Source organism: Atopobium fossor DSM 15642, assembly GCF_000483125.1.
Classification (GTDB): Bacteria; Actinomycetota; Coriobacteriia; order Coriobacteriales; family Atopobiaceae; genus Atopobium; species Atopobium fossor.
On the sequence record NZ_AXXR01000004.1, the window covers coordinates 21,043 to 33,753 of the forward strand.

At 43.0% G+C, this 12,711-nt stretch carries 14 protein-coding genes and 2 tRNA genes; 2 read left to right on the forward strand and 14 right to left on the reverse strand.

The window, feature by feature from the left end; all coding sequences use genetic code 11:
• Window positions 1-57: 57 nt before the first annotated feature.
• The 10 genes from G469_RS0101780 to G469_RS0101825 all read right to left on the reverse strand — a co-directional run bounded on the left by G469_RS0101780 (window position 58) and on the right by G469_RS0101825 (window position 7,600).
• Window positions 58-519 (reverse strand): hypothetical protein, encoded by a 462-nt coding sequence (locus G469_RS0101780; protein WP_028263584.1) that lies wholly within the window; start codon window positions 517-519, stop codon window positions 58-60.
• 238 nt (window positions 520-757) lie between these two features.
• Entirely contained in the window at window positions 758-1,600 is an 843-nt protein-coding gene (locus tag G469_RS0101785; RefSeq protein ID WP_028263585.1) for a PTS system mannose/fructose/sorbose family transporter subunit IID, read from the reverse strand.
• Window positions 1,590-2,357 carry a PTS mannose/fructose/sorbose/N-acetylgalactosamine transporter subunit IIC gene (locus G469_RS0101790; RefSeq protein WP_028263586.1) on the reverse strand — a complete coding sequence of 256 codons (768 nt, stop codon included), beginning with the start codon at window positions 2,355-2,357 and terminating at the stop codon, window positions 1,590-1,592. Before G469_RS0101790 ends, G469_RS0101785 begins: the two co-directional genes overlap by 11 nt.
• Window positions 2,358-2,437: 80 nt before the next feature.
• Window positions 2,438-2,908, reverse strand: a complete 471-nt coding sequence (locus G469_RS0101795) for a PTS system mannose/fructose/N-acetylgalactosamine-transporter subunit IIB (protein WP_028263587.1) — start codon at window positions 2,906-2,908, stop codon at window positions 2,438-2,440.
• Between the two features lie 54 nt (window positions 2,909-2,962).
• The gene (locus G469_RS0101800; RefSeq protein WP_028263588.1) at window positions 2,963-3,385 is read right to left on the reverse strand and encodes a PTS sugar transporter subunit IIA; all 423 of its coding nucleotides are present in this window, start codon (window positions 3,383-3,385) and stop codon (window positions 2,963-2,965) included.
• Window positions 3,382-4,311, reverse strand: coding sequence for a sugar phosphate isomerase/epimerase family protein (locus G469_RS08035; protein WP_051353703.1), 930 nt, complete (start codon window positions 4,309-4,311; stop codon window positions 3,382-3,384). The genes G469_RS0101800 and G469_RS08035 overlap by 4 nt, the downstream gene beginning before the upstream one ends.
• Window positions 4,312-4,422: 111 nt before the next feature.
• Complete coding sequence (locus tag G469_RS0101810; RefSeq protein WP_028263589.1) at window positions 4,423-5,484, reverse strand: SIS domain-containing protein; 1,062 nt, start codon at window positions 5,482-5,484, stop codon at window positions 4,423-4,425.
• Between the two features lie 160 nt (window positions 5,485-5,644).
• Complete coding sequence (locus tag G469_RS08040; RefSeq protein WP_035425298.1) at window positions 5,645-6,370, reverse strand: GntR family transcriptional regulator; 726 nt, start codon at window positions 6,368-6,370, stop codon at window positions 5,645-5,647.
• The gene (locus G469_RS08845) at window positions 6,363-7,094 is read right to left on the reverse strand and encodes a GntR family transcriptional regulator (RefSeq protein WP_051353704.1); all 732 of its coding nucleotides are present in this window, start codon (window positions 7,092-7,094) and stop codon (window positions 6,363-6,365) included. The genes G469_RS08040 and G469_RS08845 overlap by 8 nt, the downstream gene beginning before the upstream one ends.
• A 5-nt stretch (window positions 7,095-7,099) precedes the next feature.
• On the reverse strand, window positions 7,100-7,600 hold the full coding sequence (locus G469_RS0101825) for a hypothetical protein (protein ID WP_156908394.1): 501 nt from the start codon (window positions 7,598-7,600) through the stop codon (window positions 7,100-7,102).
• A 157-nt stretch (window positions 7,601-7,757) separates the two neighbouring features.
• Between G469_RS0101825 and G469_RS08050 the strand changes: the two genes are divergently transcribed.
• Entirely contained in the window at window positions 7,758-10,517 is a 2,760-nt protein-coding gene (locus tag G469_RS08050) for a DEAD/DEAH box helicase family protein (protein ID WP_051353705.1), read from the forward strand.
• A 74-nt stretch (window positions 10,518-10,591) separates the two neighbouring features.
• Here G469_RS08050 and G469_RS0101835 read toward each other — a convergent pair whose 3' ends face one another.
• The 4 genes from G469_RS0101835 to G469_RS0101850 all read right to left on the reverse strand — a co-directional run bounded on the left by G469_RS0101835 (window position 10,592) and on the right by G469_RS0101850 (window position 12,066).
• Window positions 10,592-10,807, reverse strand: a complete 216-nt coding sequence (locus G469_RS0101835; RefSeq protein WP_028263591.1) for a hypothetical protein — start codon at window positions 10,805-10,807, stop codon at window positions 10,592-10,594.
• A 58-nt stretch (window positions 10,808-10,865) separates the two neighbouring features.
• Window positions 10,866-11,648, reverse strand: coding sequence for a hypothetical protein (locus G469_RS0101840; RefSeq protein WP_028263592.1), 783 nt, complete (start codon window positions 11,646-11,648; stop codon window positions 10,866-10,868).
• 207 nt (window positions 11,649-11,855) lie between these two features.
• Window positions 11,856-11,931: transfer RNA gene (locus G469_RS0101845), tRNA-Ala, on the reverse strand.
• A gap of 58 nt (window positions 11,932-11,989) precedes the next feature.
• A tRNA-Ile gene (locus G469_RS0101850) sits at window positions 11,990-12,066 on the reverse strand.
• Between the two features lie 133 nt (window positions 12,067-12,199).
• On the opposite strand from G469_RS0101850, the gene G469_RS0101855 reads away from it, so the two are divergent.
• Window positions 12,200-12,709 carry a bifunctional nuclease family protein gene (locus G469_RS0101855; RefSeq protein WP_028263593.1) on the forward strand — a complete coding sequence of 170 codons (510 nt, stop codon included), beginning with the start codon at window positions 12,200-12,202 and terminating at the stop codon, window positions 12,707-12,709.
• Window positions 12,710-12,711 lie beyond the last annotated feature (2 nt).

Here is a 12,711-nt window from a genome sequence, read left to right on the forward strand (position 1 = left end):
TGGAAAAGTAAGGTTTACCCAGTACGGTGCCGAGAAAACCAACGAGCAAGCAACTCGTTACAAAAGCGAGTCAACTTCGCCAGCAGGCTCGGGATCGCACCACTGGAATGCTTCGCCAGCACCAAAGCCTTGCCACAACACATACGCCGAAAAAGCCTGCTGGTCTTTCTCGGCAAACTCAAGAATGAGGGCATCTTCATAACCGTTGTTTTCTAAATCTACTGCACCCTCATACACAATGGCATATCGCACGGGAACACCAAGATTATCCGGGCGACCAGTCTTACCAGCTACCAATGAAGCTATATAACTGTGAGCCTCATTAATGCAGGTCTCTATGCCATCCTCAGAAAACGAATTGGTCACCCGTGTGCCTGCGGCATCTTCTACCGAAACAATAACGGGCACTTCTACACCTGCGGCAAGAGCATCTAGTGCCGAGCCTAAAAGCTCACAAGACAAAGCATCAAGCTCTTCCGACACCTCTACTGGCTGATTATTTTGGCTATGTTGGGCCACAAATCCCCTATCGTTAAGCGAAATAACTGCACTAATAATACCCCTGCATGTCAAATACATGACGCGCAGCTTCTTTTGTCACATAGCCTGCAGATTTTTTATCGCATAATACTTCGCTTCTTGTCATGACTTTTGCCTTGAATATAGCAAAAAGTGGCCACCACAATGGTCGCCACTTTTATTGGGGGACTATCTGTAAAACACATGCATTAAAGATGTGTTAAAGGCAAACTACGCTCTAGCCCAAGAAACCGAAGTACACACCTACAACACCCAAAATCATTGTGAAGATAATAATCCAAGTTGGAGAAATCTTCTTACCAAGCATCCAGTAGTACAGACCCATAAAGCCCATGCCCACAATACCGGGCATTACACCATCAAGAATTTCTTGCAGGGTTTGTGCGGACTCGCCCGTACCAATGGGAAGGATAACCGATGCCCAGAACATATCCTTTGTCATAGAGCCAATAACCATGGCACCCACAATGCCAGCAGCAAACATAATCTTATCCATGAGACCAGATTTTTGTGCTTGCTCTAAGAAGTTTACGCCGAGGTTATAACCCAACTGCACGCCGTAAATACGGGTGAGAAACGCAGGAATGTTATAGATAAGCAAATAAACCAAAGGTGCCATAACGTTGCCCTGCTGTGCAAGAGAAATTGCAACACCTGCGGCAACAACACGAAGGGTCGCTAAGAAGATGGAGTCACCTACGCCAGAAAGAGGACCCATAAGAGCAGATTTAACATCATTAATAGCGTCTGGTTCCATCTCTCCACGAGCCACACGCTCTTCCATAGACATAGCAATGCCGCCTACGAAGGGCGCAAATTGTACGGTAATGTTAAAGAAAGCCATATGGCGCACAAGCGCGGCTTTATACCCTTCAGGGTTACCTTCATAAATCTTCTCGAGGAGCTTATTGACCATCAAAGCAAAGGCAAGATTCATTTGCTTGTAGTAGGTCCAGGAGAACTCCATGCCCAATGAGCCAAGATTCAAGGATGATTTAATAAGATCAGCCTTGGTGAGCTTATTAATTGTAGGCTCTGTACTTGTTGCATTAGAAGTCATCGTCATCATCCCCCTCCACTGCGGTCGCAGGTTGTAGCTTGTCAAGCAAACCGAGCTTCTCGATAGCAATAATGATTGCAATCAAAGAGACACCTAAAACAGGTACGTTCATATAGGAAGTAAGCAGGAAGCCTAAAATGAAGAAAGGAATCAGTTCGCGATTAAGAATCATACGAGCAAGCATTGCAAAACCCATAACAGGCAAAATGTTTGCAGCTACGCCAAAGCCATCAAGCACAAAGGAAGGAATCCAGTCAAGAAGACCTTGTACGGCGTCTGCACCAAAATAAAATGCCAAGAAGCACAGACCAAAACGCTTAGCAACACCTAACAGACCTAAAATCCAGTGAATAATGTATACGCTCTTAATATCACCTTTCTCGGCGGCCTTATCGGCAACTCCAAGCAGTAGGGGACCAAGTGCATTAATAGCATTGCCAACAGCCAATGCTAGGGTTGCGATAGGCATTGCAAGAGCAATTGCAGCCTCGGTGCCCTGACCCAAAGAGATGGCAAATGCAGCCGAAAGAACACCACCAGTGGTTACATCAGGTGGTACATAAGCACCAATAGAAATAGATCCCATGAAGAGCAGCTCTAAGCTGGCACCAATCATCAAACCAGCCTGTAAATCACCAAGCACTAGACCCACAAGTGGGCACAGTACAATGGGTCTAAACGCATAGAGCGTACCAAGCTGGTAATCAAGACCACCAAAAGCGCCAATAAGACCAATTGCTAAAGCTTGTCCAAGCATTTGTTCCTCCAATCTACCAATAAACAGTGTCGTTTTTTTCTTTCTTACCTTGCTTTACCTTCTCTGCCTGCGTATATCTGCTAAATCAACTTGCTAATATCAATTTTTTTATCGTCACACAAAGCGCGATATTCTACCTCTACACCACGAGCGATAAGATCTTTAAGCATGACAATTTCTTCTTGCTCCAAAAAAATCTGACGAGTTACTTCTGTGGTGGTAGGACTATCCTTGGTGTTGCCTAGGTTGAGGCTGGTAATTTGTGGACACCCATCAATGAGAGCTTTTGCATCTGCAATGGTTTGGACGCAAATAATCATGTGATATTTATCGGTTACACCAGAGTTAATAGCCTCGATAGCAGCAGCCATATCCTTAATGACTAGCTTACATCCTGCAGGTTTGCCCAATTTGAGCGTGGTGCGCCATGTTTGATCGTGAGCCACCTTATCTCCCACAATAAAGATGCAGTCCGCATGCTCTGCAGCCGTCCAGGTAACAGCTACCTGCCCATGCAAAAGCCTGTGATCTACGCGCAAAAGACAAATCATATTTCCCCCCAATACCTGTCTTCGTAAGAAGGACAACGTCCTTGCAGCCATTTGCTAAAAGTCGTCGTCCTCACTTGTAGATGCCAAAAGATCGTTGCAATACTTTGGTGTTATGTCAGGATCTGCAACCAACTCACGCAAAAACTGTTGCAAGTTGGGAACATCGTTTATGGAGAGTGCCAACGTAAGCAACATAGGCAAATTCATGTTTGCAACCAAATGGATATTTGTCTGGTTTTGGATACGATTTAAAAACTCATTATTAACACTGCCACCCAAAAGGTCTGTAGCCACCACAATCTCATCCTCTGAGGGAATGGCTGTAAGCAGCTCAGTTATTTGTTCTACTACATCCGTAGCACCATCAACAAATGCGTTGATGGTGTGTAACTCGCAGGGGTGGCCAGCCAAAAGCTCTAAGCTTTCGGCAATGCCTTGTGCAAAATGAGCATGGGATGCAAGCACTAAATGCCTCATACGGGTTCCTCAAATCGAGTATTTGTAACATTGGCGTCTGACGAAGTTGCAATTACTGCATTGGTAATTGCTGCTAATGCGCGATTAAATGCAGCTTTATTTTTCTTCTCGACATCTTGTGGATGAGCAAAGTACCTACTATTTACTACTTCGCAAGAGATAGGTCCCTTATATCCAGCGCTCAGCAGAGCCGCAAGGTTAGACGTAATATTTGTAGCACCGTCGTCCAGCGCCAAATGAGTAGTCATACTGCCATCAATGTTGGTCACAGCATCGCAAAAATGACAGGCTACGATCTCTGTCCCAAAAGCAATAAAATATTGCGTCACCGTTTCATGCGCAGCAGTCATTGCACCAAAATCTAAGCAAACTTTAAGTGCAGGATGATTTACTTCGCGTATATAGCGTTCAAGCTGGTAAATGTTGGTAACCAGTGTGCTTTCTTGTGGTTGCAATGCCTCGAGCGCAAGGACTACCTTATGTTTTTGCGCGTATGCTGCCAGTTTTCCCATGAGCTTGCAGGAACGATCCCAGGCGCTTCGCTTGGTCTCGTCGTAACAAGCCCAACCACTCGTTACGGTCACGTAGTGAGCACCTAACTGCTCCGCGGCATCAATAGCATTGCAAAAGTACGTGTAGGTACGTTGCTGTTGTGCAGACGTTTGAGCAGCCATATTCCAAGGCTTAGGATTAGTCTGGCTGGGACATAAACCTACGATTTTGACACCAGCAGCCGCAGCCAACTGCTGTATATTGCTTACATCATCACAGGTAGATGAATCAAAATAGAGGTGCATGGGACCACACCAAAGCTCACATGCGCCATACTCATTGTGCGCAGCAGACTCAAAAAACGCACGTATATCATAAAAACGGTAGTTTGAGTTCATGGCAGCTAAATACATGCCATCTTGTTTGTTTGTCACGATGCACCTCCTTACATTTTTGCCCACGCCATTACTTACTGCGCAATCTTTGCGCCTAACACGAACAGTCTTATCAATAATCTTGTTTGCGTTAGTAATCAATGGTTCGCGTTAGTAATCAAATTGGTGATAATAACGACGGTATTTCAGATTGTGCTTAGTAACTGTCTCGTAATAGCGAGTCATACGATCAACCATGAGGCTCGACAAAATCCAAGGGCTTACAATTACACGGAACTCATCGTCAATGCTGGGTGTTGCAAATTCGTCCACATCAATAACAACGATGTCTTCGTCACCTGTGCGCCCGCTCTTCAGAAAAGCCTCTACACGATTATCCAATGCACGACATTCATCAAGGCCCTTGAATAAAAATACGGGAACGCCAGGCTCTACCAGTTCAAGCGTACCATGGAAGAAGTCCGCGGAGGTAATGTAGCGCGTGCGCTTCCATTGCATCTCCTCTAACAAGCACATTGCAAGCAAAATGGTCTCGCCCCACAAGGCGCCTTGACCAATAAACATGGTGTAATCTGCCAGCGCATATTTGCGAGCCAGTTCCTCTGCTTTAGGTTCAAACGCCTTACGAATATCGATAAGGTCTTGCCAGATATTGCTGGTTTGCTCAATAAATTTATCAAACTTATCAAAGCAGCCACGACGATTAAGGATGCGGAATCCAAAACAATCTGCCAGGTAATAACCCATTTCACAGCCACCATGTGTGTGGTCGCTTGCCATCTTAACGCAGTTTTGAGCACCAACCGCTTGGCCAATTTTGCTCTGAGAGTCTGTCATGGCTATAACACGAACACCCATCTCGTTAAGCTTACCTACGGCTTCAAGAATCTCTGGAGTGGTACCGGACTCAGAAGCAGTAAGTACAACAGATTTTTTGGTCATGCGCTTATGGCCAGAAACATTAAATTCGGCAGCATGAATCAGATAAACCTCAAAGTCCTTATCGCTGTACTTGTTCATCATGTATTCAAGCTGCATAAACTCGTCCCAAGTACCACCAACACCCATGAGAAATAGTGCGTCAAATCCCTCATCATACATGCGGTCGGCCAAGGCAATCATTTCTTTACCAGCCTGTACAGCAGCAGCGCCGTCAGCAAGATACCCTGCTTGATCAAAGTTCATGATCTCAATTTTCTCAGTCTCTACCATAAGACGCTCCTTTGTCCTCATTGTTTTGTGAAATATCTATATAAGTAGATTGGTATTTCATACCAATCTGAAAACAAAAATACACCTTGCATGAATTGAGATTTCTTACTAACCGTATAATTGCCGTAAGTGGTATTAAATTATCGCTTTTCGGTATATGTTAGATACGAACGGTCAACACTGCTGCATCACGAATAGATACCGAAGTTGCTAACTCCAACAGAATCCCATTCTTATCAAAACTCTTGCAGGTAAGAATAAGTGCGGGATCTAAGGGCTTTGCTTGTAGAAGTTGCGCCTGCCGTGCACTTAATTCTGCAAGATCAATTGTTTCGTACGTTTGCATAACCGTATGCCCACGCATGCTAAAAAACTCATAGAGCGAAAAAACCGCAAGATCTAACTCCTCCACCCCCGGAAACAAGCTACAGGAAACAACCGTCTGCTCTATGGTTTGTGGGATTCCATCCAGTGAGTTAAGGCGGCGAATGCAACATACTTTATCGTCAGGCGTGATATTAAAAAGTTGAGAATAGTAAGGCCCTGCCGGGCGAACTCTATGTTCCAAAACACGGACCGAAGCAGTTCTTTTCTCGTCAGTACTTTGTTTGCGAAAACCTCGAGGATTGGTAGTGTGCTCTAAGATTTCATCAGCAACCACAAAAACGCCGCGCCCTTGCACACGGATTATAATTCCCTCTTCTACAAGCTCATCAATAGCCTTACGAATGGTAAGTCTTGTTGTATTAAAGCGTTCTGCCAACATATTTTCTGATGGCAGTGCCAAACCTTTCTCGTATACTCCCGCAGCTATATCCGCGCGAATCTGTTGGCGGATAGCCAGATAAAGTGGCAGCCGATGGGCGGCGATGTTGTTATTAATCATTATTTACCCGCTGACTCACATAACGAATACACCCGGGAAGCGTTAAAGACTTGCAGTACTCCAACACCACGCCTGACTTTGATTTAAGCATGCTGCTATTACAAAACACCAGTTTGTCTGGTTGTACACCAAGATATGCTGCTTCTTCTTGAGTAAGACGTGCTACTGTAAACTTGGAATAGTTGCTAGTTTGGCTGTGGTCAATTTGCCGATAAATCTGCTTATACAAAGACTCTTTTTTATAGTCATGCATCTGGACATCAGAAATAGTTTGCGGATTGGTGTAACTCTTCTCATACATAGCAGGAATGCCAGACATAAGTCGTATCCGAATTAAACAAAAAAGAGGAGTTCCTGTACCCACCTTAAAACGACTGGACAACTTATCATCCGCCTCCACTACGCCCTGAAAAATAACCTGGCTCGTAGGATTCTTGCCAAACGCCTCTACTGATGCACTAAAACCATCAGTTTTCTCAATAATGAGGGTGGGATATTGTTCACACACATAGTTACCTGAACCATGCAAACTTTCTATGACATGCTGCGCACGAAGTTGATCAAGAGCTCGACGCAGCGTTGTGCGGGAAACCGACAGCCGTTCACATAACTCTCGCTCTGCTGGAAGCTGCTCTTTTGGTTTAAACGTTTGATTATTAATAAGTGCCAAGATTCCTTCGTAGGCAATCTCAAACGGTGTGGGTTTTTGCAGTATATGATCCATGGGCGTTACTTGTCTAACGTCCCTGTAGTAGATGATGTGCTCATTGCTGCATCTTGAATCATTGCATCAAACTCTTTTTCGAGCTTCTTAGCTGCAGAATGTGCCTGCTTAAAGGCATAGGAGTTCTTATTTGTAATGCGTGAAAGAAAAGGGATTACCAAACGCTGCTCTGTATTTTTAAGCGCAATCACCAAAGAAAGCGACTTTACTCCATTATGGGCAAGAGCGTTTGCTTCATTAACACGTTGTGGGTTGAGTAAAAAATTCATAATGCCACGCGAGCGCAAGTGTACCACTTCTTCCTTGTTTCCTTCATCTACTACGACGGCACATTGCTCTATGTCATCATACGAGAAGACCTTTTCTTTTTGTGTGGGAAATTGTACAGACCACAAGCGATGCTTAGCATCCTGACGAATAGTTGGAATAAAAGAAAACAAGGGGGCTTTGTATAAAATTCTTGTTGCCTGAAAGACTACATGCGAATTGTTAGGTTGTTTGCTCATACGCACATCCATTAGTTTTATCTATAGGTATATAAATTACTGTAATTTAAATACCAATTTATGCAAGAGTGGTAAAGAAACGGTATAGATTTAGAATATAAGATTGTTTAAAAGTGGTTTGCATCAGCTTACATCATCTTATCGAGGAGTTCTTCTCATGCAGTTGAGCGATTTACGCTACAAGCATCCGTTTAGGTCATATCAACAGCGAATTCTCGATAATTTCTCCCTATATCAAGAAGATAAGATTATTAATATCGTTGCTGCTCCTGGTAGTGGAAAGACCATTCTTGGCCTTGAGATGATACGACGTCTTGGTGCTCCCGCACTGGTTTTGTCACCATCGATTACCATACGCCAACAGTGGGGGGAACGTTTTGCAGATGGATTTCTTCCAGAAGAAACAGATGAGCATAACTTTATCTCGTACTCCTTGCTTAATCCTAAAACTATAACTTCCATTACTTACCAAGCCCTCCACGCTGCTTGGGCGCAAACAAAAAGTTCCCACACTTGTGAACAAGAGGACATAGAACAGGCTGAGCAAGAAGAACTGGAAGAAGACTTTACTGATTTTGATATTTTATCGGCAGTAACAAACGCAGGTATTACCACTATTTGTCTTGATGAAGCTCACCATCTTCGCGCCGAATGGCATCGTGCACTCGAAGCGTTTATTAAAGCTCTTAAGGGAAAAGTTTTTATCATCTCTCTCACAGCAACACCGCCCTACGACTCTACGCCAAGTCAGTGGAAACGCTATACAGATTTATGCGGAGAAATTGATGAAGAGATTTTTGTTCCCGAGCTTGTAGCAGAAAAAACCTTGTGTCCTCATCAGGACTATATTTACTTTAGCTATCCAATTACAAGCGAGAAAATCCTTACGAGACGCTATCGAGAGCAAGCAAACCAAGCTCTTAAAGATTTACGAGACATGCAACTTATAGAAGCTGCAATAGACAAGCTTGACCACAATACAAATACTACCGTGATAAACGATCAAAACTATCTGTTTGCTCTTGATTATGAGGCAGAGTTTCAGTCGCTCTTTCGCTTTGCTCACCATCTTAAAATTTCAGTTTCGCCTTGGTGGATCCAAGCAGTATTTCCTCATAAGCGTCTTGGGAAATACCGACCTTTAGATGCGGAGATTGCACTTCAGTTCATGCTCGATAAGCCCGAATTTTTTGGAAAAGATGTTGTTGATGCAATACAACACTGTCTTGCTCAACATGGACTCATTTCACGAAAGCGTGTGGGTTTGCTTACAAATCAGAAACTTAATCGTGCGCTTGCGGGATCTATTGGAAAGATACAGTCCATCCAACATATTGCAACACTTGAGTCGTCTCGTTTAAAAGACGCTCTTCGTATGGTTATTCTCACCGACTATATTCGCGCAGATACAACTAATCTTATTGGACGTGATGCAGGCTTTACTCAGATTGGCGCAGTTCCTATTTTTGAAGCCATACGTCATAGCGTAGGAGATGCACAGAAAATTGCTCTTATTACGGGATCACTTGTCATTGTGCCTCAAGCAATACAGACTCAGTTAACTACCATCGCAGAGCAATACAACGGTACCGTACACTTTGGCCCCATTGAAGAAGCTGCACCTGTCCCCTACTCAATTGCTTATTTTTCGAGCGGGAATCAGCTACGAGTACGCATACTAACAGAAGCTCTCGAAAATGGGCTTATCCAAATCCTTGTAGGCACTACTGCTCTTTTAGGAGAAGGCTGGGATTCTCCCTGTATTAATACCCTTGTTCTTGCTTCGTTTGTAGGAAGTTTTATGCTTTCCAATCAAATGCGAGGTCGTGCAATTCGTTCTTATATACACCAGCCTGATAAGTGCGCAAATATTTGGCACCTCGTAACGGTAGAGCCACCTTTCACTCAAGACCAAAGGGTTCTTAACCTTTTATACGGAACCGAATTATCTCAAGATGAATCCGTCCTTGGACAGGATTGGAATACCCTTACAAGACGATTTGATTGTTTTATAGCACCTGCCTATGAAACGCCCTCTATAAAAAGTGGTATTGACCGCATTAGTATCGTAACTCCACCTTTTACTGAATCTCATATAGAGCAGATAAATCATCAGATGGAACAACGTGCACAAAACAGGCAAGGAGTAGCAAAGGCATGGCAGGATATAGTTGATGGATCTATGAAACCTATTATTGGCGAGATGTGCGAGACAACAACGGTTCCTGCTTCACTTGGTTTAAATAACTTTACCTTAGTAAATGGTATTTCTTTACTAGCAATCATGCTTATCGATTGGATTAGTGGGGTTCTTTTTCTTGGAAATCTACGATCAGATCTTTTGACAACTCTTTTTGATGGCAACCTTCTTAGCTTTGGAATCTTTGTTCTTCTTCAACTTATTGGACTTATTTTGCTCACAAAGCTCGGTCTTTACCTCTTGTTGCGCTTCTCTCCAAAACGACGTCTTCAACGTATGGGCTCTGCTCTTCACGCGGCTCTTATACAAGCTGGAGCGCTTGCAAACAATGACGGACGAATTCAAATAGATTCAGATCCTACGCAATCTCATTTTACAATCTCCCTTAAAGGAACTTCCTTACATGACCAGCATGTTTTTGCTGAAGCTTGTAAAGAGATGCTCTCACCCATTGATAATCCACGTTATATTCTTATTAAACAGGTGAACTTATCTGGCTTAGGTCTACGGCAATATCGTCATAGCTTTGCATGTCCCAACATTCTTTCAAAGAAAAAAGAAGATGTTGAGATACTTGTCAAAGAATTCAAAATGCTTGGAGCATACCAAGCAGTATATACAAAGACTCCAGAGGGACGATTAAAGCTTTGGCGTTGCCGAGAACGATCGCTTGTTAACATAAATAGTCAGTATGTGAAAAACTATCTTGGACTTTAGTATTTAATACTTGGCACACAAAAAGCCGAGAGGACGTACCTCTCGGCTTTATACTTCTCACTCGCTATTAAATTCTATCTTACCGATTGTTCAATAAGACGCTGAACCTCATTTATAGGTGTGTTGGTAACAATACCCCAAACCGACATTGTAAGAATAATAACCGCAATAATAATTTGGATGATAAGTGAGACCATACCACCACCCACAGGAAGTACCTTCGCCTTTTGTATAAACAGGCGTACACAACAGAAGATAAGATGAGTATCCTCCCACAAAATAGGTATCATAAGCTATCATTCAGATATAAGAAATTATCCTATAAAGAGAAAAATAGATAGTACTTTTTTATTCAGATAGCTTAATATCTGCCTGATATTGCTGAATGTGATCGTAGGCAATTTTGTGCCAATCCTCGGACACGCTTCCGTTCTCATTTTGGAAGAAGGTCGAATTCATATAGCGAACAATTATATACTCGCTAGTCTTTTGATCAAATCCATTACCCTGACTAAAATCAATGCCTCTACCGGTATTTTGAGCCATAACAGCTTCTAAAACTGGCAGAGTTAATTCATTGACTGGAACTTTCATATCAGGCGTATCAAAGAAACCACCTTTCTCCTTGGTATAAATATACAAGGAGTTTAGAGTGCCATTTCCAACACACTTAACCCTACAAATGTCAGAAAGCTTTACCTGATGTTTTGCTCCAACAAGAGAACCATTCTTGAGCCAAATTGCTTTTTCTTTGAGGGTAAAGGCGAGCATAACTTCGAGAGTAGGAATATTGTCAGGGAATGCTGAGGTTAGCTTATTTTCTGCAAAGGCAATCAAGATAGATTTTGTTTCTAAGATATTGTGCCCCTGAATAGTAGCTTCTCGTCTTTCAAGAACATCCGTATCAATCTCGCCAAGAAACTGCTGATTTGTATCACGAAAAGTCACTGAATATGAGATATTTGAATTACAGTACCTCAGAAGAAAAAGAGAGCCAATTTCTTTAAATAACAAAGATAATGATTTTTTACCGTTTGCTGTTGTATAAGAAACTCCCTCACCAGAAACACGCAGTTGATGCTTTCCCTGAACGTTATAGGTGAACTCTCTATCTGAGAAAATACGTTTCATTTATATATACCTCTTAAGTTGGCAATTAATAATGCGTTACTAATATTAGCATGCGACACATGTGCCACAGCCTCTTAAAATGTACCTGCTGTTTTTTGGCATATTAGGCACTGCACTTTTTTAATAAGAGGAGACTATGTTTCAGTCTGTCCAAGTTGACGTTATAAAGAAAAAGCCGAGAGGATTTCCCTCTCGGCTGACTTTTCTTGGTGGAGCCTAGGGGGATCGAACCCCTGACCTCAGGCTTGCAAAGCCCGCGCTCTCCCAGCTGAGCTAAGGCCCCGGCGATAATCACCTTAGCGGCGACTCGGCTAGCGCTAAGGTGACTATTGACGAAGTGTTGGTGGGCCCGACAAGGTTCGAACTTGTGACCTCCCGGTTATCAGCCGGACGCTCTGACCAACTGAGCTACGGGCCCAACGCAGGAAAATATAATACGTCAGCAAAATTGAAAGGTCAACACTAATTTTTGTATTCTTAGAAAGTTTTTGGGTAACATAGCTAACACACATCTTTTAAGCAGATAAAATTTTAAAGATTGGGGTGAGGGCATGAGCATGGTTCGTATGGATATTGAGTCTATTGTGGTTGGTAATGGACCAGCTACCTCGCTTATTACTCTTCGCCCTCGTCATAATACCAGTCCATACGCTCAAACACAGTTACCTATACGCATTGGCATGACAGAGGCAAGTGCTATTGGGATTGGTGTGGATAATGTTCCTCATCATCGTCCCCTTACGCATGACCTACTTAAAGCTGTTATTGCACAGCTTGGAGCTACCGTAACCAGCGTTACCATTTCTAAGGTTGAAGGACCAACGTTCTTTGCCTCGGTACACTTGCTTACTACCAATGGAGAACGTAAAGCTATAGACTGTCGTCCATCAGATGCAGTTGCTTTGGCCGTTCGTACAAAAGCACCTATTTTTGCAGAATCTGAAGTATTGATGACGGCTTCTTACCCTGACTTTAAAGCTGTAAAGAAAGACGAGCAAGACAAAGAACTTGCAGAATTTCATAGCTTCATTGAGGGAATTTCTCCCGAGGATTTCTCGTAAAT